Raw genomic sequence first — 21,732 nt, 5'->3', positions numbered from 1 at the left:
CAATATTTTTGTACGCATAGCTTATCAGCCTGCAGATCATATTGAAAACCGTATCAATCAAAACTTGTTGTCAGAACTTGTTGTATGATACGACATCTTCTATTGGCTTGAATTCCGAATGTCCGGGGGAAGGCTTTGCAGCCGGGGCAGGATAACCCATCACCAGCAAGGCGACCGGCTCAATGTTGTCCGGAATCGCAAACTCCTCCCTAACAGCCTCAGGTATAAAGTACATGACCCACGTCGTGCCCACGCCCAGCGTCGTAGCCTCCAGCATCATGTGTGTTGTTACAATGCTCGCGTCGATAACCCCGCTGGTCTTGCCGTCGTATTCCCGTTGCCAGCATTCGTTCTTATCGTAGCAGATAAGCATTGCGGCAGGTGCGCCAAAGTGGCATTTCGTGCATTTTCTGAGCTTTGCCAATCCTTCTTCGCTGTTGATGACCAGAATCTTCTGCGGTTGGCGGTTGCAAGCAGTCGGCGCGAGGTGTCCCGCTTTCAATATTTTATTCAGCGTATCCTGTTCGATCGCTTTGTCGGTAAAGTTGCGCACTGAATAGCGTTCCTCTGCCAGTTTCAAAAAGTCTATATTCGTGTTCATTAATGTCCCCTCCATCCAATCAATGATCGTGTTATATAAAATTCCCACTTATCAACGATCTCCCGGGTTAACGGGCAGGCGAGCCGATGCCGATAACAGTAGCGTCGTTAGTGACTCCGGCGGGAAACCTGGCTTGGTTCGGATCGTTCTTTTCCGCCAGGACAATCGGACAATTGTTCTGGGCAGCCAACGGTGCAACCATCAGAGCCGCGGCCAAAGAGTAACCGTCAGCAAAGTAAACCTTGCTGGTATTAAGTCCCATCTTCTCGTTAAAATCCTGGTTGGTCACGTAGCGATCCACGCCGGACATGCGGCGGAATCCGTTTGTATCCTGGACTCTGGACGTGCCGCCCAAGATAACCAAATTATTGGCGTCTAGTCCAGCCTTTAGTAAACTCCAAGCTTCGGGATGATAGACACCGGCTCCGTCCGTTATGCGGATTAGCCATCCGTTGGCTGCCGCGTAGGGCCCGGCACTCACGGCGTCGGCCAGAGCATCAAAACCTACGAGGAATACCCCACGTGGATCAGCAATTTCGTCTCCTACCAGGTTCGCCGTCTCCGCGCGCCCTTCCCCCTGCAGCACTTTTGCCTCGAGATCGGGGATGGCTGCTTTCAATTTTCCAGACACGACATCCGCTTGGAAGCCGATGCAGTAAGCTCTTTTTGCTCCCAGCCGTTTTATCTCACCAATCACTTCGGCCGTCGGGACGCCACCTTCCACCATAAGGATCGGCGCCTGCTCCTGGCCGGCCAAGGGTGCTGCTGCCAGGGCGTCGATCAAATGGTTGTTTTCTCCGGGGACGACGACCACTGAATCAGCCTTTATCCATCCTTCTTGGGACACTTTTACCGAGGTAGCCGGTGTACTGCCCCCGTTAATGGTTCTGTCCGCAGTGATTCCACTCGCCGGCATGGCCGGCTCGGAAACTTTCAGCCGTACGACGGCGATGATATTGGAAAGCTCCCGTCCGGCGGGCGTTATGGTCCTGCCGCCCAGCCACAGGGCGCTGGAGGCGCCGCCGTCTAAATTCATGGCGTCTGTTAGGTTATACGCCTGGGCAACCTGAGCCAAATTTTTGATCGTAAGACCCGGCGTGGTACCGAAAACCAATTGTTTGTCGGTCGTCAGCCCGATGAACGAACGATTGCCGGCAGCCGTGGTGAGTTTCGGGTCGTTCCAGCCCTCACCGACCGGATCGGCAGTCACCTGTCCATCCAAGATGAGGCTCGGGCCGCAACCGGTGATGTTGGTCAAATTGATCCAATCAGCCGTATCATCCGTATTTGTGCGGCTATTCCATACTTGCCGCACAAAATCAATCGTCGATCCAACATGGAATAGCTGGCGGTAGGCGCTGCTAGTCGGCATCAACAATAAAAATCCATCAGCCGGAATGGCCGTATTGCCCTGGCTGATAGCTGTAACCGTACCTTTCTGCAGAACTTTCGCACCGCCCGCTGTATAAACGCTACCCGTCACGTCTTTGACATTGCGTACCACCACACAGACCATATCGGTATTCCCGGTTTCCGTACCGTAATCCGGGGTGATGATCGCCTCGCGATAACCTGTGTAGCCGGCTGGCCTGATGACATTCCAGTTGCGTAAGTAAAAGAGTTGTTTATAAAGGTAATTGCCTCCGGTAACGTCGACATAGACGTACTGCCTGAAGGCCACCCTATCAAGCTGCGCTTCGCCGGCGCTGCCGAAACCTATCATGCTGCTGGTTTCATAGTGCATCGTCGCCCCGTTATGTACCAAGGTCCCGTTTATGGGCTTCTTGCCTTCATTGTAGGCCTCAAAGAACGCGCCGTTGACTGCCGCCAATACTTCATACTTGTTTTTGTCTATGCTGCCGATGATCTGCTCGAAGGGCTTAACATCGCCGACTTTGCCTGCCGGCACGGAAAGCACACGGATATTGGGATCATTCAGATCGGCGCGCACCGCCTTAATTGTGGTGGATTGACCGGCAATACTGACGGACTTGTCGGCGCTCGTCACCGAGCTTGAGTCGGCCCAAACCGTCGGTGCCTGCCAACCCACCAGCACCAGGGTAAAAATCGAAATCGCAACCCATAATCTCTTTACCAATCCCTGTTCTCCTTTCAGATCTTCTCAGGATTCTTTGCGCTGATTCCCATTATTTGAATTCTACCCCATAAAAAAACGGCATGTCAACAGCCTATGTGCTTGTCATGCGCGTTTGAACGGACAAATCAAAAATAATATTCTAACGGTCTAGAATTTGATCCTCGGTATGTCCGCTTCCTTGAGATTGTCTCCCCAGGTCCAGAAATGGGCTTCCCCGTTGACTACCCGGAAAAGAATAAAGTTCGGATTATTCGAGGTATCAAAACCAAGGGCCTTGAGAAAAGGCCTTTCTTCCAGGGCCTTTTCCCTTAAAGCGGAATCCTCAACAAACTCCACATCGCCCATTACCCGTAAATGCTTGATGGGCTGCGAGGTGACAAAACAAAGTTCCACCTTGGAATTGGTGCGCAGTTGTTTATACAAATTCTTAGAAGCGGCAGTCGTAAAATAGATTCCGTCATCTTTCACCCACAAAGGAATCATTCCCCTGCCCCGGGGCTGGTCCCCCTCGACCGTACACAGGGTACAGGTCGCCTGACTCTCCATAATAAATTGCATACAATCCTTAAAATCCATTTCAGTACCTCCTTTAGATTTTCATTTTTTTAAAGAAAACGTATATTTATCGTATTTTTAGTAAATAAGAAGGGCTGTCCCTCCTAGATTATCCTATGAAAATTATCCTGATTGCTGAAATTTGACTTCTTCTATATCCCCGTCAATATCTAATCGTAAACTGGGGTTCTTTCTCTTATGATTTTGATAACTTTCATTAAATTTAAAGCCATTTTTAATATAAAAATCACAAACATCTTGATCGTTTTCCACATCAGCATCGACTGTAATAAAGCGGCAGGCTACCCCATGAGTTCGTATTTCTATACAAATACCGCGGGCTAATTCAACCATTAGAGACCCAATATTCGTATAGATTTCCTTATATTTCTTATCAACCGCAAGATGACCTATTTTGACAGCCAACAAAAATCATTCAACCGATATCCTTCTGTTAATTCAATCAGTTGAATGATATTTTGATGGTCATATATACTTTTCCTACTCATTAAATGCTCCTTTTAATTCTTCCGTAGTTTTAAAAGAAGACCATGTGCCTTTTTATTACGTTCTATCGCTTGAGGGGAAGGTTTTTTTCTTACCTCAGCCATTATTTCTTCAGCAAATTTTCCTTTAATCTCGGGAGTTGCGTTAACTCTTACCGCACTCATTGTTTCCCCTCCTTTTTTAAAGACTATCACTTTACCTTTTTTTATATCCATATTATACCACCCCATTTGTGTGTGTACAATATGTATAATTCCCTTTAGTACCAGTTTAGAACCAAAATATTGGGATTTCTCGATTATATATAGGTTTTTCCCTAGATGATATTGCGGCTCCAATCTTATATGCTCTTTTTATTCTTTGTCATTCAAGATTTCACTCTCCGGAAAAGAATATAAATAAATAGTTGAGTTTACCTTCATTAATCCTTCGCAAATACCTTTTTAATGGACAGATACTGATAACAGGTTATCCTCTTTTTCGTTTTTTTCCTTCTTTGCCTATATTATACTCAAAGATTAGCGGGAAACAAAACAAAAAGCCGGAACGAAACGAATCGCTCCAGCTTGAATTCCCGCCTTGTGAAACCTATTTTTTCAATTCTCTGACTGGCCTGGCCTCGATATACCCTCTGTAGCCCATGGGCGCCAGCTGGAATCGCGGGCCGTCCTCGTCCGCCCACTGAAAACCATAGATTTCCGGATTGTAACTTTTCATGACTTCCCATAATTCTTCGATCGCCTCGCCAAATTTTGGATCATCAAAAGGCTGACCCTGAAAAACCATCATCTTGCACGGCGACAGGTTCATGCTCTCGTAACCATCCGGAATTTCCCCTGTATAATCCGCCGGAACCTCAACCCCTTGGGCATAAAGCGACGTATCCGGCCGGCGCAAATTGTCCGGCAGCCACATCCCAATGGGTTCATAGATGGCTTCTTTAATTGCAGAAAGCTGTTCCCAGACAGCACACCCTACTTCTTCGCAGTATTCAAAATAATGGGTCGCTTTTAAGCCGCTTTTGAAGATCAGTTTCCGGGCGGAACGTTCCACCACTTGTACAAAGACCGTGTTTGACTGAGAATGATCAGACATATTGCTCTCTCCTTTTTGTTTCGTCAGGTAATAATCACGGACATAGCCGGGTATGAAAAGTTTAAGAGATGCCGTTTCTTTGTTTTGGCTGTACGTTTTGGGCGTAATTCCGAATTCTTTAGAAAAGGCCCGGGTGAATCCTTCATGGGAATCAAAGACGAAGTCGAAAGCAACATCAATGATTTTCCGATCCCTGTCCTTCAGTGTAACAGCTGCCTGGGATAACCTCAAAGCCCGGATGTATTCAAACGGTGCTTTTCCGATCAGCTCCTTAAACATTCTAGCTGAATGCCAGGGCGAATACCCCGCCGCCCGGGCCAGAGAATGCAGGGTAATGGGTTCGGTCAAGTGTTCATCGATATACTCCTGCATCCGCTGTACTGCCTTAATTTTTTCCCAGTTTTCCATGTTCTCACCTGCCAGTTCAAAGGATAACAAATATGCTTATTTTTTTCTTGACTTCTTTTGCGATTGTGAAGCACCGCCCAATTTTCTTTTCCTCTTTACAATAAATTGCAATGAAACTCTAAGGTATGGACTTTTTCCCAACCCTAAAACAATTCGAACTGACAATTGCGGCACGATTTAATATCACGGGTCTTTACCACATCATTTTCGCCGACACCGCCAAACAGCAATGGGGATTCCGGATGATGCGCAGCATCATTTTTCTGAACAGCGTTCGGGCTGAAATTCGCATAGCAGTACAGACATCCGTTTTTACAGGTATTATAAGCCCCGATGTCAACGCTTGTAACACAACCGCATTCCAGCCGCTGGTTTTTGTCTTTCTCAACGTTTAGATAATATCCGCCTAAACGTTCAAAGCGCTCTTTATCAATACAATGCGCCTGACGGATGCCAAATTTTCCGCAGTCAATATCCTCCGCACAGGTATCCATATCCATTCCGAACTGTTTTGGTCTCTGCAAACCGCTGCATTAATTCCACTTTCTGATCGGTTGTCGGTTTGATGATATTGCATGTCCGAAGGTTCCGCTCTGTATTTTGGTAAAAGTCTAAAAAACTGACCGTGCATTTTTCCGTGTAACCGGCGAGCTTTACTGCAAGCGACTTAAAAAACTTAAGATGATACGCCGTTGTATAATCCGTATTGAACAGAATCGGATCGTACCGCCAAATCACCTTGTCCTTGCCAATTCTTTGAGACAGTTTTTGAAATGTCGGAATAACAATATCATTTTTTGATGGTACGTTCGGTTCAATATCTTTTCCGTAGGCATTAAGGGTAAACTGAAAATAATAGGTGTAGGCTCTCAGCTCGTCCAACCGTTCAAGCATCGGTGCCGGATTTTTCGTCCAGAAAACAATACCGTCAACGACATCCGGCGAAAGGTCAATTTTACTGATTAGGTGAATATTCATCGGGTTACGGACAAGAACAGACTTTTCCTTTAGGCGACGGTAAAACCATTTTGCATAATATGCCGGGATATCTGTTCGCCTGCTTACACTTATGATCATTGTCGGTTTTCCTTTTTCAGATTACGCAAAACCCTCAGACTTTTGAGCGCAGGATGACATAACAAGAAGCATCATCAGAATTAATCCCAGACAAAGCAATTTATTAATCTGTTTTTTCAACGTGCGCATCCCCCAACTCATTCTAATTCCATTAATCCATTACATTAATGTTTAATATTTCTATATCTATCTTTCTATTCCTTTTTATTCCTTTTTATTTAACGTTTTTTAGAAACCGCTTACTTTCACATTGGATTGTTTTTGGCAGTAATGAGTTTATAAAAAAGAATGGCGTCCAAATGGCCGCCATTCTTTATTTACTGCTTATTTATTCTTTCAGAAGATCTTCAAATGCACTGATGAATCCACCCAGGATCGCATCTGCAAATTCGTCATCCATGGTAATTGTCCAACTATTATTATTCTTCACAAGATTCACTTCGATTGTGACTGTTGTTGTCTGGTCCTCATTGGCAATGGCGTCAAACAGTAGCTCCTGTATCGCCTGTTCAGCTTCTTCATCACTTAATTGTTCCTCTTCAGGCAATAATCCCTGTTCAATCGCCAATTTCATGACCGCATCGAGGTAAGCATCCAAGACGGCCGCGAAATCGGTATTGGTGATTTCCGCTGTCACGGTTGCCGTATCACCGTTTATGGCTGAAGACACAATGTTGTAATCGAGTTTGGTGAAGAAAGAGGCAATATTTTCATCGGTGATCGTGGTGCTGGTCGATTCATCAGAATTCATGAGTCCATCGTAGCTGAAATACCGGTCAACGGTATCCTGATCCAGTGCTTTGATCGCGTTCATCGCGTTGGCAAATGCTTCGGCGGGTTGCTCCAAAACGATACAAGAATAGATCTGATTCAGGACCAATGGCTTCACAACACTGGTACCGCCGACAGAATAAATTTTATTGATTTGTCCTACCTTACCTGCTAAAAAAGTTTCTACGGAAGGATCAATGCCGTTACCGACGAGCAGAATGGCTTTTCCTTGTTTTGCAGCTAACGCGGAACCAGCTAAGGCATCGGGGAAATTTAGCCCTGTGGCAACAAAGAGGGTATCCGTCGCTTGACCAAGGCCATTAATAATGTTGACTGCTGTTTCATAACGATTATTTCCGCCATAACGGGTTGGATCCGGAAGTTTGGATTCGACTTGCGCACTGATGACGCCAGTCCCGCCAGTAATAATCGTATCGGTTACTTGCAGTGTAGTTAAAGCTTCGCTTGTCGCTGCTGGTAGAGAATTTGTTTCGGATAACAGAATCGGTACACCGTTTTGCGCTGCCCAGGATGAGATCGCCAAGGCATCCGGGAAATTCTGTGCATAGGCGATGACAGCCTTTTTCGTCAACAGTTTATGATTGTCTTGCAGATATTTGGCAATATTCGCTGAAGTCTCATAACGATTGCCGCCTGTGATACGCTCGACCGTATAGTCCGCAGACAGATCCTCTTCAATCGCTGCGGATACCGCACCGGTACCGCCAAGGATATAGATCGTTTGCGCTTGGAGTCGTTCGATCTCCAACGCAGTGTCAGGAGAGAGTGATTGACTGTTCGTTAAAAGTATCGGGGCATCATAGGCTGCCGCCAGGACAGCACCGGCTAACGCATCTGGAAAATTGTTATCACGGACAAGGATAACGGCATTTGAACCTGCAGTCCATCCCTCCTTGGAGATTTCAATCGCAGTTAGCGTCCTGCTATCCCCTGCAAGTCTTTTATTTTCTACTGCCTGGGCAGCATATGCTTGTAAAGGCATCGCAGGAATTGTGATTGTGAACACCAGTGCCATTGAAAGCAGGAACTTCAGCCAATTTTTTCGAAAGCTCATTCTTTCTTCCTCCTAAAAATAGTAAGTAAGATATCTGGTGGATAATGGATAAGATATAAAAAAATAACACCAAGGAAAATTATATATTAAAACATGTTTTATTTCCTTCTGAAATTACAGGAAAAGATATTAGCAATGTTTGGCAATGAACAAATGAGCATTCGAATAATTTTAATTATTTCAATAAAATATCAAGCATTTTTTTCGTGTTATTTAAGAAAGAACGCGTGATTTGATAATGCTCCGTCTCTTCATAGCGTACCTGCTCGAATCCGTCACGAATCTGATAGATCAAGGCATCCGGGTAGGCCAAGATGATCGGGGAATGCGTTGCAATGATAAACTGAGATCCTTCGTTGATCAGTTCATGAATCCTTGTCAGCATCGACATTTGCCGTGAAGGGGATAACGCCGCTTCCGGTTCATCTAGAATATAGATACTCTCCCGACAAAACCTATTCTGAAAAACCGCGAAAAATGACTCGCCATGCGACTGTTCATGCAACGACCTTCCGCCATAGGCCCCCTCCAACATTAAATCTTCAACATTGGACGCAAAATTATAAAAGCTCTCTGCTCTAAAGAAGAAACCATCTCTAGGTCTTTTGGCTCCTTTAATAATTTTGATATATTGATTTAAGTCTGAATGCGTCGCTCTGGAAGTGAAATTGAAATTCTTTGTCCCGCCTTCCGCATTAAAACCAAATGCAACCGCGATCGATTCTAAAATTGTTGATTTTCCCGAACCATTTTCACCGACTATGTACGTTACTTTGGGGTGAAAAGACAACCTGTCTAAGTTCTTGATGGCAGGTAAATGAAAGGGGTATTCCGTAAAGGAGGGGACACGCTCCCTGTCTAATTCAATATAGCGTATGTACTGGTTAAGGCTGTTGAATTCCATTATTCTACCTCCTTAACGATTTGATCTAGCGGCTCATTGACTTCCTCCGGTTTCCGGTTAATTTAAGATACCCTCAATCAAAATCGTCTGTTGAAACAAAATAATGACCCCGAACCAGAATTGGCGATTACATGTACGGGATCACCAATCTTGCACAATATTAGTTTGAGTTCCTTGATAACGATGAGTAATTCATAATCCAATAAATAAACATACCTACAATTCTGAAGTCTTCTCGGTAAATTTGGTTCAGTTCTAATATATTTGTTAAAATATTAGCCATCAGCTACAGCCGAACGTGCTCAAGAAAAACAATCTTATTTGTCTTTTCATCGAAATAGAATTGAAAACGCTCCGTGCTGTTCTTCATAAATTTAGCCGTATCCCCATCGGTAATCATTTCCCGGATTGCTTGCCAGACCTTTAGCTTACCGTTCCTAATTGCTTTTTTCTCCAGCACATATTGCATGGGTTTGGATAAGGTTTGGCGATGGCTACACTACCATCGGGTTCTGCCTATTCCTGAAACGACCAGCGGCTGACTTCCCCGGTTTGCAGATTGATCCGGGCAAAAGTAGGGGGCTGGGCATTCTCGTCTTCCTCAATATAATAGCCATAGCCGTCCAAATAAAAAAGATATCCGTCGACGAGATACTCGGCTTCATAATCATCACAAGGCCATTTTACCCGGTATGTCCCCCTTTGACCAGTGGGCCCGCCATCCATCGTGTAAAAATAGAGCCAATCACCATACACATAGCTCATACCATCGAGTCCAAACCGGTCCATTTCCAGGAAAGCAAGTTTCACAGCTTTTCCTGCTTTTTGATCGACCCGGAAGACCGACCAGCCTGTGGAAGAAGGAATACCATTCGGACCCCGCTCTTCAGTCACAATGTAGAATTGACCGTTATAACGGGAGCCTCCTCCAAACTGTCCAAGGATAATATTTTCGCCGGTCCGGTTATTCAGCAAATGCTGCGTTTCACCGTCTTCGTAATCCGTATAAATCAGGTAGTCATTGTCGGCAGCAGTGATATAGGTGCGCCCTTGGGCCAGACATTCACTGCGGCTCCCGTCCAAGACCGCCCGGTAAAGGTCCCTGTTACTCAAGTGGGTGTAATAAATCCATTCGTCCTGAATGGAAAAGTAATTGCCGACGTTCTTGATCAAAATCTGGATGTTGGTGCCGTCTTTATTCATCGTACACAAATTTCCGCGCGGGGTCTGGTTAATATCGTCAAAGCCGATCTGATCGGTAAAATAGATCTTATCTTCTGTCAGCCACAGTTGCAGCGAAGAGTTCGTACAGATCTTTTCTGTGTTTCCCTTAAGGTCAACCCGGTAAATACCCCGTCCCAGATAATAGTAGGGCATATAGTAGACGTAGGTGCCGTCAAAGTAGAGCTTATGCACGGAGTGGGTCTTCACCAGTCGCCGTACTGTATTCTTTGCGGTATCCACCATATAGATCCCATCCTGCAGTTCGGCATAATAAATCAGGATGTTGCCGTTCTTGGCGAAAAACTTCCCGCTGTGCATGCTGTCGCTTTTTTCATCCGAGATAGCTGCACTATTCTCACTTGAAGCTCCGGTCTCCTGTAGCCCCGGCGCTATGTCTCCTTGGTTGCCGGTGTTTTCAGTTGCCGGAGATGGTTCAGCAGCACCGGCAGGACCTGTGGAAGACCCAGGCTGCGCAACGCAGCCTGACACCAGCAGAAGGATTAGCGCAAGGCAAACCCACCCATATTTCTTTTTTTTCATCCGGTGCACATTCATCTTATCTCCCCAAAACCTATTATTTTTTATATTTACTCACCTTCGTTGCTGGCTGCCGTACTCGTTACCAATAAATACCTGATTACTGCTTTCATAAACAGGCAGACTATAAGATAAACTCATTTTCATAGGAAGGATATGATCTTATGGCCTTACTTGGAAACCCATTTGTAGCGAATGTCCCTAAGCAGATGTCCAATGAGGAGTTGGCTCAGGCCCTTCGGGTTGATATTGCAGGGGAGTACGAAGCAATTATCGGCTATGAATCTCATGCTATGGCAACAAATGATGAGAGAGTAAAAAAGGTTCTCCATCATATTGCTGATGAAGAAAGACAACACGTCGGAGAATTAGAACAGTTGCTAGCCATGATTAGTCCAAAGGACTTGACGTCTATAGAAAAGGGAAGACAAGCCGTACAACAACAGCAATCTCAAAATTTTCAGGCCCCTATGCAATAAGGACTTTATTTTAGTAAAATTCTCCAAATAAATTTGTTCTCCTTTATTTTTCCCATGCTATCAGCGCTTGTCATAAAAAAACAGCCTTGTCCCAAGGCTGTCACTTCTTCATATTTCCTCACGTTTTAACTGCTCAATTTTCCACTGGCATTTCCATACGATCTTTAACATCGCTATAGCAATAATCCCAAGTAACACTGTAAAAGCCCCAAAGAGAACCTCGCCGCTTTCAAAGGCTGCCATCAACTCCACCAAGAAGCAGATGATCTCTATGGCCAAAAAGACGGTGAAAAAACGCTTGATCTTACTGTATTGCATGATTTTGGATTGGACATCCGTATACATCTCGAATGGCCCGTCCGCAGCCTTTTTCCGTAAAAAGACCCATCTGAACCACTGACCGACGACTTCTACGCCGGTATCCTCCATGAAAGATGCATAATCAGCCTTGTCCCCGTCCCATTTATCCAGTAAATCGATCTGATAATTGTACTCACCAGGGTCGCAGGGTTCAAACGTATAAAATCCAAGGAAGAATTTTTTAAAGGCCCATCCTTCCAAAGACATTTTTTGAAGCCAATCCTGTTCGGCATCTTTGTCATAATACCATTTGAATTTTATCATCTTTTAGATCCGCCCCTCATCCATCTTTTTTGCATTCTTGACAAGTTCATTCAGCCTTTGGACTTCGTTATGAAAGACTTCCGCACCCCGGCTCGTCAGAAGATATTCTTTTTTCTTTCTGGATTCCTTATCCTCACTGTATAAACAGATCCACCCCTTTGAAAGCATGGAATTAATCGCCCCGTATAAGGTCCCCGGTCCTAATGTGACTCTTCCGCCGGTCATTTCACCGATATCCTGAATAATCCCATAGCCATGATTCGGTGTGCGTACCGCCAATAAGATATAAAACAAGGCTTCTGTCAAAGGTGTATTATTGTCCAAACCAATCATCCTCCGATATATCTTCTAACGATATATAATATATCATCAGCCGATATATCTGTCAATATCTTTTGCCCCCTGATAAAAAAAATCCCGTGGACACTTTTCCACGGAAACACGCAGCATTTTGTTAAGCCGCCTGCTTAAAACTGTATTGCAAAGCGAACAGGCCTATAACCTCGCTTCTTCTAATTATTGATGATCGTTCCGCCGTTGATATGCAGGATTTGCCCCGACATATAGGCGGAATCGGCACTGGCCAGAAAAAGATAGGCAGGAGCAAGCTCCACTGGCTGGCCGGCACGCTGCATCGGGTTCGTACTGCCGAATGTACGGACTTCCTCTGCGCTGAAAGAAGCGGGAATAAGCGGAGTCCAGATCGGGCCGGGGGCTACGCCGTTGACCCTGATGCCCTGTTTGGCTAAGGATTCGGACAAAGACCGCGTAAAAGATACGACTGCGCCTTTTGAAGAAGCGTAATCAATTAAACGGACTTCACCTTGATAGGCGGTAATCGAAGCTGTATTGATAACCGCAGCGCCTTTTTGGAGATGAGGCAATGCGGCGCGGGTCAGGTAAAACATAGCAAAGATGTTTGTCCTGAATGTTCTTTCCAACTGTTCGGAAGTGATATCCAGAATAGAGTTCTGGGGATGCTGCTCCCCGGCATTATTGACCAAGATATCCAGATGACCAAAGGTTTGGATCGTTTCCCGGACGGCTTGATTGCAGAACATCTCGTCGGCGACATCCCCTGCGATCAGGAGGCAGCGACGGCCAAGCTGTTCTATTCTTTCTTTGGCATAAAGAATAGCAACGGCCCTGCCGATCCCACTGTCCCCTCCGCTGATCAGGGCAACTTTTCCCCGGAGTTTGCCTCCCGGCTGATAGTTGGGATCCTCAAAGGCAGGACTCGGGTTCATTAATGTTTCCAGTCCGGGCTGAAAATTCTGGTGCTGAGCAGGGAAAGTCGGCTGCGGAATGATTGCTTCTGTCATAAAGGTTTCTCCTTTTGTTTTCCCTTCATTTTCTCCCAAAAAAGCAGTATTCATTCCGCGAACCGTGCTGCGATCACACCATTCATTAATTTTGCGGGACGCTGCAGTGAAGCAATTGATTTTTATCTTTCATCTTTTCTTTTTATATCCCTGATTAACCAGTTAAGGCGAGAAAAAGCCGCGATGAAGGATAGCATACCCACTTCATCTACGGCTTATAGTTAGTTTTTGCCCTTGTTACCAACGGACAGCATTGAGGATGAAGAAAGCTATCCGATAAACCTGTCCAGCAATATGTCCTCAACATTTCTTCTTCCGTCGATTACTGCAAGTATCCATACTTTATTTTCTTCAATCTTATAAATCAGCCGCCATGGAGGGATTATTAATTCCCGATAAATCAAAATTCCGAAATAATTCAATTCCGGAACAATCCTTCCCTGGAGGGGTAATAGGTATAAATTTTCGGATTTTTCTTTGATGTCTGTATAGACCTTTCCCGCATTGATTGTACTGTCGATCGCAATATACTCTATTATTTTTTTTAAATCCTGCTGAGCGGTTTTGGTCCAAAAAACCTGATATTTTTTAATATTCATCGTTGCTCGTCCTGCTCAAGAAGATGATGATCCATACTCAAAAAAAAGTCATCCTGAGATAAAACATTTCCGTTAACGATGTCACTTTCCCCTTGCGTCAACAATTTTAGCAGCCCAAGCGTATTTTTCATTTTTTCGTAAGACTCCGTATCCAATAAAACAGCTTTGGCTTCTCCATTTTGGGTTACATAAACCGGCCTGCGGGACTCGTTCACTTGATCCAGTACCTCAGCTGCATTGGCTTTAATATAAGAAATCGGCCGAATATCATCCTTAATGTTCATAGAAACGAATCACCCCCTGTACAAATATAGTACTAAATTTAGTCCGGTTAGTCAAGAAATCTTAATCATTAGCCGTACAAACAGCTTTATTTCCTTTTCTAATAAGTCAAAACGGGCATAATTTTCTGATGTTGTTTATTTCCCTAACTCAAAAAGAACACCGCCAATATTGGTATACAGCCGTTTGTCGTTTGTAAGAATAAAACCCGAGCCAATTCCGTTTTCCGTATCATTCTGATAATTGGCGATCTCGATTTCCGTTACCGTATCGTCCGTGACTCCCAGACTGCTGAACTGCATCCGCCAATTGTTGTAAAGGTCGGTATTTGTCCAGATGTTTTCCTGATAAACAGGATTTTTGATCGTTCCTTTACTTGTGACGACTTGCTTATCGTTCACTGCGATCTCCTGGCCGAGATAGCCGTCGATTTGCTCCTGGCTTAAGCAGGTGACATTGGGGGTTGGAATTTCTTTCTTAATAATCCAGATTCCAAAATATGCACGAGTCGCCGGCGCCGATGCCGAGGCATTCGAAACTTCAGGAGCTGAAGCGGTGTCCGGCTTAGCTGAATAAATCAACTTTTCCATGGCTTGGCCCCTATAATAATATTTATCATACTCAAGATTTCCATTTGCAAGCCATTCCCTCGGCACAAAATCGTACTCGCTCGTTGCTTTGACGATCACCTTTTTCTCCTTGGTCTGGATATTGTAAAGGACCAGGTCTTGGACCCCGTTTAATTCCGTGGGCGTAACAGGTTGGATACTGCTGTTAACCATCCCGACGGCCACCCATTTGGAGTCCGGCGACCAGCACGGCCCGCCGGTGTAACCAAAATCCCCGATCGATTTGTCTTCCCGGGCGCTAACGATGATTCCTTCGCGCTGTACAGAAGTCCCGATATCGACAAACAGATAGCTGCTGTTCGGCGACCATAATAGTTTGCAGATCCTGTCGTTTACTCTCGGAATAAGCTTCGGCTCACTGCTGCCAACCTGCCAAAGGTAGAGCTGTCCCTCCCAAAGTTCCGAATTACCCTGGATATAAGCGACAAACCCGTTGTCGGGAGAAACAGTAGCTCCATAAATATTTGCCTTGTTGAGTTTTGTTTTGATATCGCTTAAAGTGTTTCCGGTGGAGTCCACCTGGTCTTGGACCGTTTCTTCAGTGCCCGTGCCGCCTGAACTGCAAGCCACCAATCCGCTAAGCAGGATGATGCTTACAAGCACCAGGGAGAATGTGATGACTCTCCGGCTTTTTACTTTCCTGCTCAAAATCTTTTGAAACCTCCCTTTCTTTTTCTTCCTTAGTTCTTAATTATACCAAATTTTCCTTGTTTTGATATCTAGCAAAACACCATTTTCCTGCCTCCGCCAGCGGGTCCGCAAACAGCCAAAAGGCAAGTAATTTTATTCAAACACTGCTGCCGTTTTTAGTGGTTGCCGGATTGGGGATAAGCAAGGGCGCTTTTTTGGTTTCGGCGTTTACCCTTACATCATCTGTTTTGCAGCCGGTTTTCGGTTACCTGGTCGATCAAAAAAACCAGCGCTGGCTGGGCTGTTAGGGCTTAGTTTGAAATCCCCAAAAAGCCCTGCCTAATCCATAAAAACTCAATGGTCATCATTCCTCTTTAACCTCTTTGTAAAACCGATTACCGGTTTCCGGTTCATAATAAACTTTAAATTTCTTACCGTTCACTGGGTCGATAAAAACCTCATCCGTAGCCATATACCCTTTGGGTATATCGTTTCCATGATTCTTTCGATAGCGTTTATCCCAAATAAACCATGAACAGAAGGCAATGATAAGAAATATCCCCACTTCCAATAATATATAGATTTCAGCCGTTATTCTCATCTTAAGCTTCTTTCTCCACCACAACCGCGGTTCCAAAGGCTACAATCTCACTCATGGTCTGTCCAATTTCGCTGGAATCAAACCTCATCATCACCACAGCGTTTGCTCCCATCGCCTGGGCATTCTTGACCATACGGTCTATCGCCTGTTTACGGGTATCTTCAAGCAGGGCGGTATATTCATGGATTTCCCCGCCGATAAGACTGCGCAGCCCAGCTATGATATTCCCGCCCAATCCCCGGCTGCGAACAACGAGACCGAACACCTGTCCTTTAACATCCGTTACTTTGTAACCTTTGATATTTTCGGTCGTAACGATTAACATACTGTCACTCCCTTTTTATTTTTATTTTACAGATCTTGTAGCCAGCTTACAATTATTTTTGCAATTTTTGACTCAATCCATTCTATTAATAAACAGCTGTTCCAAGATATCTGCTAAAAATGCCAACCGGAACACCTGCCGTTAAAATGATATTTCCTCTGTTTTATGGTATTCTAGGATTATTGCACACCATTAATCCTCAAAGGAGTTCCTTTCATGGCCTTATTCAACGTCACAGAAAGGGAGATTCAAGCCCTTGCCTCCAACCGAAAATCTTACGAGCTCGGTGTCATTTATGCGCAGAGCCGGAAAGTAAGCAACTTTAATTTTGACCCTGAGCAAAGGGCCATCAAAGCGATTGTCGCCGGCAATTGGCACTACGATGTCCGTATCGTGTTAAATCAGAGCGGGACCGTGAGCTCCGCTCATTGCACTTGTCCGGCCTACGCCGAATATCCCGGGGCCTGTAAACATGTCGTCGCAGTTTTAAAAACTGCACGGCAAAAACTTTCTGCCATACAGTCTTCATTTTCGGATTCCATCAAGGCCGGCAGTGAGTTCATGACCTTCATCTCCGACCGCAAGCAGGAGAATCCGCTGGAAGAGCTGAACCTCGAGGTGGGACTTCAGCTCAGTACGGTTTTTCGCAAAATAAGTGCCCAGCTCCAGCTGAAAGTAGGCCTAAAGCGTCCTTATGTTGTTAAAAACTTAAAGGATTTTTTACTTGCCGTAAAAAATGAGCATTCTCTGGACTTTGGGGCAAAATTCACCTATGATCCGACCCGTCACAAATTCAAAGAAACTGACGCGCCTTTGATCGCCATGCTCCAGGATATGCTGGCCCAATATGAAGCTTTCCAGGAAATCAGGAATGTCTCCAATTTTGCCTATACAGCTTCTCCGTTCAGTCAAAAACCGTTTGTACTCAGCACTTACTATTTGAGCAAATTATTGGATGCGCTGGGATCAAAGCCTTTTTCCCTGCATGCCGGTTTTGCCAACGGCTATGAAACAACCGAATTTCTGACTGTAAATATCAGACGGAAGGATATCCCGCTAGACTTTTCCGTTGAGGCCGAAGAACAAAATATCCTTCTGTTGCTGCAAAATGAACTGCCTGTCCCGTTAACCGCAGATGGGAGATATTATCTTTACAACCGGCAGATTTATCAGGTCTCTCAGGAGCAAACGGAATTCCTGCCCAACCTGCTCAAAGCCCTGAACGGCAAGCAGCGTCCAGGCATTCTGTTTACTGCGGCGCAAAAAGACCGGTTTGCTTCAGAAGCCCTCCCGTTGATGCAAAAAATTGCGACAGTCCGCGTAGAGCCAACACTTGCAGATAGATTTATCCGTGAGGATTTGCAGCCGAAGATCTATTTTGACCGGGCCGGAGAAAACGGAGTTACAGCCCGCCTGGAATTTCATTACGGGGAGATCTCGATTAATCCGTTTTCTTCACGCGGGGGCTTCCGGACTGCGCCAGGTGATGATCAAATCCTGATCCGGGATCTTGAGCAGGAAAGAAAAATTCTGAATATCTTTGAACAGGCTGATTTTATCGTATCTGAAGGCAAAATCAGTCTGGAGGATGACGAGAAGATCTTTGATTTTACCGTCAAGGGATTTTCGGAGCTTCAAGATTTGGCGGAAACCTACTATTCCGATGATTTCCGATTGAAAATTCAAACTTCCGCCACCTTTTCCGGCCGGATTCGTCTGGATGAATCCCTGGATATGCTGGAAGTCTCTTTTACCTGCGGTGATATTGATCCGGGGGAATTAGCTGATATCTTTCAATCCCTGCAGATGAAGAAGAAATACTACCGCCTGCGTGACGGCTCATTTCTTGATTTGCAGCAGCATGACCTGGAAGCCATGAGCAAACTTCTCGATCACCTGGATCTGAAGGGGCAGGATTTAACCAACCAAACGCTTCACCTCCCGAAGTTCCGGGCCCTGTACATTGACAGCTTCCTCAGGCAGGCCGAACTTTCTGGAATCCAACGCAATAAAGCTTTCAAACAACTGGTCCAAAGCATCCTGGAACCCCAGGACGGGGAATATGATCCTCCGCTGCCGCTGCAGCAGGTGCTGCGTGATTACCAGAAAACAGGTTTTAAATGGCTGAAGACGCTTGCTTCCTATGGTCTGGGCGGTATCCTTGCCGATGACATGGGTCTCGGCAAAACCCTGCAGGTTTTAGCCTTCGTTCTATCGGAAAAGCTCACTGCCGCCCAAAATCCCTCCTCTTTATTACCGTTTTTAGTCATCGCGCCGACTTCCCTGGTCTACAACTGGCAAAGTGAAGCAGAGAAATTTACGCCTGACCTACATGTGCTCGTCATCGATGGGCAGCCTGCCGAGAGGCAGGAACAAATCAGCCGGATTACGCCAGCTGATCTTGTTGTCGTTTCTTATGCCGTACTGCGCCGTGATATTGAGCAATTTTCCAAGTTGGCATTCTCCTATTGTTTTTTGGATGAGGCCCAAAACATCAAGAATCCGCAAACCCTCAATGCCAAGTCTGTCCAGAAAATTCAAGCCAAAGGATATTTTGCTCTAACCGGAACACCCATTGAAAATTCCCTGTCGGAGCTCTGGTCCATCTTTCATTTCATTATGCCCGGCTATCTGCCTAGCCACCAGGAATTTCACAAGAAATACGCCCTGCCCGTGTCGAAAGGAGACACGGAATCTCTTCAGGAATTGAGCAGGCAGATCAAGCCGTTCATCCTGCGCAGACTGAAAGTTGATGTCCTAAAAGAACTGCCTCCCAAAATTGAAACGGAGATCAAAGCTGCTTTGACAGATGAGCAACGAAAAATCTACCTGGCCTACCTCCAGCAAACGAAACGTCAGCTTGCTGAGGAACTGGCTGTCTCAGGTTTTGCCAAAAGCCAGATTAAAATACTGGCAGCCTTAACCCGCTTGCGGCAAATCTGCTCCCACCCGGCAATGTTTATTGAAAATTATACGGGGGGAAGCGGCAAGATGCTGTTGTTTCAGGAGATTTTGACAGAATCGCTGAACGCCGGCCATCGGATTCTGGTCTTTTCCCAGTTTACTTCGATGCTGGATCTGATTCAGAATGACCTTAATCAACATAAGATCACGCACTTTTACCTGAGCGGTTCTACCAAGGCTCTGGAAAGAACTCAAATGGCCCAAGCCTTCAATGACGGTCAAGGCAAGGTCTTTCTTATTTCTTTAAGAGCAGGTGGGATGGGCCTTAACCTGACGGGCGCCGATACTGTCATTCATTTTGACCCCTGGTGGAATCCGGCCGTTGAAGACCAGGCTACGGACCGCGCGCACCGGATCGGGCAAAATAATTCGGTTCAGGTCATCAAGCTTTTGACCCAAGGGACCATCGAAGAAAAAGTCAACGCCTTGCAGGCCAAGAAGAAAAAGCTGATCGATTCCGTCATCCAGCCCGGAGAAACGATGTTGTCCAAGCTAACAGAACAGGAGCTCAATGCGCTGTTTGATTTTGACTAATAACTCTCTATTTTTTTGTTAAACAACCTGATTGGTAGGAGGATTATACGCACAATTTGACGCTAAGTCACCCTGACTCCTTTCAAAAAAATTTCTGTGTCAGAACTGGACAATGTTCATATGATGTACCAGGAAAAAGTCTGTCCTAATTTTTGGAGGGTGATTATGTGTTCAATAAATATGGTTTCCAAAAAATAACTCCCCGAAACGGTTTTGATACAAATCCCAACAACGCCATGCAAAACAATTATGCCTGGTCAATGGCTGAGATGGGAGAATATCTCTATGTAGGGACCGGAAGAAATATTCTCTATAACATTCTCCTGACTATTAAGAATGCAGGAATATTGGGGGATTTCGAAATCCCGAAGGAGCTAACCCCTGAGGTTGTCGATAACAGAGCAGAAATCTGGCGTTATAACAAAGCGCTTCCCCATGCCGGTTGGGAGAAAGTTTTTAAAGCTCCAGCTGATTTCAATATTATCCAAGGTTTTCGGTATATGATCCGTTATACCGACCTGAATGGTCAAACGGCGCTTTATGTTGGTGGGTATTGTCAGGGTAAGGTAAGGACATTTAGGTCCACAGATGGATTGTCCTGGCTTGAAATACCCAATGATAATCTTAACGGTACTTCCACAAGGGCAATGGTGATTCATACCAACGAAAAACTCTATATGTCAACTGTAGATGAGATCTCTCAAACTCTAACTGCTCTGATTTATGAATATATCCCTCCTACCGTTCACTTTCCAAATGGCAGATGGGAGCAGGTTACAGGGGATCCAAGCAACCCGGGATTTATCCAAGGTAAAAACCCAAGCGGGCAAGTAATGATGATGGCAAGCTTTAAAGGACACCTTTATGCCGCTACCTCTAATCTGGTGGAAGGATTTGAACTTTGGAGAACTGAAGGCACAGGACCCATCATTAATGAATGGAAATTGGTGATCGACAAGGGAGCCGGTGATGCGCTTAATATTATTCCCTTAACACTTGGAGCGTTTAAAGATTATTTATATGTTGGCGCCATTATGTTCCCTCTTCTTGCGCAACAGCCGATGAATCTCTCCGCATTTAAACCCTTTGACCTGGTGAGGATAGACGCGCAGGATCATTGGCAGCTGGTAATCGGGGGCAAGGCTAAAAAGCCTACCAACCCCACCACGGGCACACGGGGCAAAGCATTAAGCCATAAACCCTCGGGGTTAGGAAATCCCTTTAATTTATACTGCTGGCAGCTGGAAGAATACAATGGGGAATTCTTCCTGGGCACATTTGACTGGTCTGTACTCCTTAAACCGCTCGTTCCCGCTATCATTCCTGCAATTCTAAATTTACCCGGATTTCTAGAAGAACTTCTGCGAATCATTCTTAGCGTGCTGCTTACAGTAGGCGATGCAATCTATCCATTTAATGGATTTGATTTGTTTAAGTCCAAGGATGGCATTCATTGGGCTCCAATTACCTTAAACGGTTTGGGAAATCCGCATAACTACGGTGCAAGGATCTTGTTTAAAACAGCAAACGGGCACTTGAATTTAGGAACCGCCAACCCCTTTGATGGTTGTGAAGTTTGGTTCCGCTAAAGAGATATTTTTGCTTAAATGGTTATAAATGGAAAAATCAGTTCTGTAGAAGTATTCATACGGTGATATGATAGATCCTAGGAGCAGGGGGATGAGCGTATGGATAATACTTGGCAAGCTATCCATGAGAGATGAACTGACAAATAATAGCTTAAAAATAAAAATTATTGATAATAAAAGGGGCTGTTGCACAACGAACGTAACCGTTCGTGGGCAATAGCCCTACTTTTATTGCGTGAGAAATAGCAAAAGCGGGCTCAAAGAGCCCGCAAATACTGTATAATTTAGTTATGCAACTAAAT

General features: G+C 45.2%; 20 protein-coding genes and 1 pseudogene. 3 read left to right on the top strand and 18 right to left on the bottom strand.

Annotation, left to right across the window (positions count from 1 at the left end; translation table 11 throughout):
- Nucleotides 1-70 precede the first annotated feature (70 nt).
- The 10 genes and pseudogenes from A7D23_RS10635 to A7D23_RS10585 all read right to left on the bottom strand — a co-directional run bounded on the left by A7D23_RS10635 (nucleotide 71) and on the right by A7D23_RS10585 (nucleotide 10,870).
- A complete protein-coding gene (locus A7D23_RS10635; RefSeq protein WP_019225681.1) occupies nucleotides 71-601 on the bottom strand; it encodes a nitroreductase family protein in 531 nt (176 codons plus the stop codon).
- A gap of 67 nt (nucleotides 602-668) precedes the next feature.
- Nucleotides 669-2,699 carry a cell wall-binding repeat-containing protein gene (locus A7D23_RS10630; protein ID WP_019225682.1) on the bottom strand — a complete coding sequence of 677 codons (2,031 nt, stop codon included), beginning with the start codon at nucleotides 2,697-2,699 and terminating at the stop codon, nucleotides 669-671.
- Between the two features lie 147 nt (nucleotides 2,700-2,846).
- A complete protein-coding gene (locus A7D23_RS10625; RefSeq protein WP_019225683.1) occupies nucleotides 2,847-3,275 on the bottom strand; it encodes a pyridoxamine 5'-phosphate oxidase family protein in 429 nt (142 codons plus the stop codon).
- Between the two features lie 102 nt (nucleotides 3,276-3,377).
- A complete protein-coding gene (locus A7D23_RS10620) occupies nucleotides 3,378-3,680 on the bottom strand; it encodes a hypothetical protein (protein ID WP_025205244.1) in 303 nt (100 codons plus the stop codon).
- A gap of 95 nt (nucleotides 3,681-3,775) precedes the next feature.
- Nucleotides 3,776-3,976, bottom strand: a complete 201-nt coding sequence (locus A7D23_RS15885; RefSeq protein WP_141690667.1) for a hypothetical protein — start codon at nucleotides 3,974-3,976, stop codon at nucleotides 3,776-3,778.
- A 373-nt stretch (nucleotides 3,977-4,349) separates the two neighbouring features.
- Complete coding sequence (locus tag A7D23_RS10610; RefSeq protein ID WP_019225686.1) at nucleotides 4,350-5,264, bottom strand: helix-turn-helix domain-containing protein; 915 nt, start codon at nucleotides 5,262-5,264, stop codon at nucleotides 4,350-4,352.
- Nucleotides 5,265-5,407: 143 nt separating this feature from the next.
- Nucleotides 5,408-6,341, bottom strand: a pseudogene (locus tag A7D23_RS10605) (DUF1848 domain-containing protein).
- Between the two features lie 328 nt (nucleotides 6,342-6,669).
- Nucleotides 6,670-8,187: a cell wall-binding repeat-containing protein gene (locus A7D23_RS10600; RefSeq protein ID WP_025205243.1), complete on the bottom strand. Its 1,518-nt coding sequence runs from the start codon at nucleotides 8,185-8,187 to the stop codon at nucleotides 6,670-6,672.
- 175 nt (nucleotides 8,188-8,362) lie between these two features.
- On the bottom strand, nucleotides 8,363-9,091 hold the full coding sequence (locus A7D23_RS10595) for an AAA family ATPase (protein ID WP_019225688.1): 729 nt from the start codon (nucleotides 9,089-9,091) through the stop codon (nucleotides 8,363-8,365).
- A gap of 516 nt (nucleotides 9,092-9,607) precedes the next feature.
- A complete protein-coding gene (locus A7D23_RS10585) occupies nucleotides 9,608-10,870 on the bottom strand; it encodes a DUF5050 domain-containing protein (protein WP_025205242.1) in 1,263 nt (420 codons plus the stop codon).
- A 146-nt stretch (nucleotides 10,871-11,016) separates the two neighbouring features.
- Between A7D23_RS10585 and A7D23_RS10580 the strand changes: the two genes are divergently transcribed.
- On the top strand, nucleotides 11,017-11,331 hold the full coding sequence (locus A7D23_RS10580; RefSeq protein ID WP_019225691.1) for a demethoxyubiquinone hydroxylase family protein: 315 nt from the start codon (nucleotides 11,017-11,019) through the stop codon (nucleotides 11,329-11,331).
- 108 nt (nucleotides 11,332-11,439) lie between these two features.
- Here A7D23_RS10580 and A7D23_RS10575 read toward each other — a convergent pair whose 3' ends face one another.
- The 8 genes from A7D23_RS10575 to A7D23_RS10540 form a co-directional block, all read right to left on the bottom strand.
- The gene (locus A7D23_RS10575; RefSeq protein WP_025205241.1) at nucleotides 11,440-11,955 is read right to left on the bottom strand and encodes a DUF2812 domain-containing protein; all 516 of its coding nucleotides are present in this window, start codon (nucleotides 11,953-11,955) and stop codon (nucleotides 11,440-11,442) included.
- Nucleotides 11,956-11,958: 3 nt separating this feature from the next.
- A complete protein-coding gene (locus A7D23_RS10570) occupies nucleotides 11,959-12,279 on the bottom strand; it encodes a PadR family transcriptional regulator (RefSeq protein ID WP_019225693.1) in 321 nt (106 codons plus the stop codon).
- 188 nt (nucleotides 12,280-12,467) lie between these two features.
- Nucleotides 12,468-13,277, bottom strand: a complete 810-nt coding sequence (locus tag A7D23_RS10565) for an SDR family oxidoreductase (protein WP_025205240.1) — start codon at nucleotides 13,275-13,277, stop codon at nucleotides 12,468-12,470.
- Nucleotides 13,278-13,546: 269 nt separating this feature from the next.
- On the bottom strand, nucleotides 13,547-13,876 hold the full coding sequence (locus A7D23_RS10560; protein ID WP_025205239.1) for a type II toxin-antitoxin system RelE/ParE family toxin: 330 nt from the start codon (nucleotides 13,874-13,876) through the stop codon (nucleotides 13,547-13,549).
- Nucleotides 13,873-14,160, bottom strand: coding sequence for a type II toxin-antitoxin system Phd/YefM family antitoxin (locus tag A7D23_RS10555; protein ID WP_019225700.1), 288 nt, complete (start codon nucleotides 14,158-14,160; stop codon nucleotides 13,873-13,875). Before A7D23_RS10555 ends, A7D23_RS10560 begins: the two co-directional genes overlap by 4 nt.
- Before the next feature lie 135 nt (nucleotides 14,161-14,295).
- Nucleotides 14,296-15,435 carry a hypothetical protein gene (locus A7D23_RS10550; protein WP_025205238.1) on the bottom strand — a complete coding sequence of 380 codons (1,140 nt, stop codon included), beginning with the start codon at nucleotides 15,433-15,435 and terminating at the stop codon, nucleotides 14,296-14,298.
- A gap of 346 nt (nucleotides 15,436-15,781) precedes the next feature.
- Nucleotides 15,782-16,018, bottom strand: coding sequence for a hypothetical protein (locus tag A7D23_RS10545; RefSeq protein WP_025205237.1), 237 nt, complete (start codon nucleotides 16,016-16,018; stop codon nucleotides 15,782-15,784).
- Between the two features lies 1 nt (nucleotide 16,019).
- Nucleotides 16,020-16,343, bottom strand: coding sequence for a heavy metal-binding domain-containing protein (locus tag A7D23_RS10540; protein ID WP_015044541.1), 324 nt, complete (start codon nucleotides 16,341-16,343; stop codon nucleotides 16,020-16,022).
- 216 nt (nucleotides 16,344-16,559) lie between these two features.
- Here A7D23_RS10540 and A7D23_RS10535 point away from each other — a divergent pair, with 216 nt between their 5' ends.
- Together A7D23_RS10535 and A7D23_RS10530 are read left to right on the top strand one after the other, a co-directional pair.
- The gene (locus tag A7D23_RS10535) at nucleotides 16,560-19,841 is read left to right on the top strand and encodes a DEAD/DEAH box helicase (RefSeq protein WP_025205236.1); all 3,282 of its coding nucleotides are present in this window, start codon (nucleotides 16,560-16,562) and stop codon (nucleotides 19,839-19,841) included.
- 167 nt (nucleotides 19,842-20,008) lie between these two features.
- Entirely contained in the window at nucleotides 20,009-21,430 is a 1,422-nt protein-coding gene (locus tag A7D23_RS10530; RefSeq protein ID WP_025205235.1) for a hypothetical protein, read from the top strand.
- The last annotated feature ends 302 nt before the right edge of the window (nucleotides 21,431-21,732 follow it).

Origin of the sequence: Dehalobacter sp. TeCB1, assembly GCF_001707455.1 — a bacterium.
Lineage (GTDB): Bacteria > Bacillota > Desulfitobacteriia > Desulfitobacteriales > Syntrophobotulaceae > Dehalobacter > Dehalobacter restrictus.
The sequence above is the reverse complement of the archived record's forward strand: the minus strand, read 5'-3'. Positions and strand labels throughout refer to the sequence as shown.

Coding starts and splice junctions, on each gene's coding strand:
- A7D23_RS10635 (WP_019225681.1), bottom strand. CDS start 601: ATGAACACGAATATAGACTTTTTGAAACTGGCAGAGGAACGCTATTCA.
- A7D23_RS10625 (WP_019225683.1), bottom strand. CDS start 3,275: ATGGATTTTAAGGATTGTATGCAATTTATTATGGAGAGTCAGGCGACC.
- A7D23_RS15885 (WP_141690667.1), bottom strand. CDS start 3,976: ATGGATATAAAAAAAGGTAAAGTGATAGTCTTTAAAAAAGGAGGGGAA.
- A7D23_RS10610 (WP_019225686.1), bottom strand. CDS start 5,264: ATGGAAAACTGGGAAAAAATTAAGGCAGTACAGCGGATGCAGGAGTAT.
- A7D23_RS10600 (WP_025205243.1), bottom strand. CDS start 8,187: ATGAGCTTTCGAAAAAATTGGCTGAAGTTCCTGCTTTCAATGGCACTG.
- A7D23_RS10595 (WP_019225688.1), bottom strand. CDS start 9,091: ATGGAATTCAACAGCCTTAACCAGTACATACGCTATATTGAATTAGAC.
- A7D23_RS10585 (WP_025205242.1), bottom strand. CDS start 10,870: ATGAATGTGCACCGGATGAAAAAAAAGAAATATGGGTGGGTTTGCCTT.
- A7D23_RS10580 (WP_019225691.1), top strand. CDS start 11,017: ATGGCCTTACTTGGAAACCCATTTGTAGCGAATGTCCCTAAGCAGATG.
- A7D23_RS10575 (WP_025205241.1), bottom strand. CDS start 11,955: ATGATAAAATTCAAATGGTATTATGACAAAGATGCCGAACAGGATTGG.
- A7D23_RS10565 (WP_025205240.1), bottom strand. CDS start 13,277: ATGACAGAAGCAATCATTCCGCAGCCGACTTTCCCTGCTCAGCACCAG.
- A7D23_RS10560 (WP_025205239.1), bottom strand. CDS start 13,876: ATGAATATTAAAAAATATCAGGTTTTTTGGACCAAAACCGCTCAGCAG.
- A7D23_RS10555 (WP_019225700.1), bottom strand. CDS start 14,160: ATGAACATTAAGGATGATATTCGGCCGATTTCTTATATTAAAGCCAAT.
- A7D23_RS10545 (WP_025205237.1), bottom strand. CDS start 16,018: ATGAGAATAACGGCTGAAATCTATATATTATTGGAAGTGGGGATATTT.
- A7D23_RS10540 (WP_015044541.1), bottom strand. CDS start 16,343: ATGTTAATCGTTACGACCGAAAATATCAAAGGTTACAAAGTAACGGAT.
- A7D23_RS10535 (WP_025205236.1), top strand. CDS start 16,560: ATGGCCTTATTCAACGTCACAGAAAGGGAGATTCAAGCCCTTGCCTCC.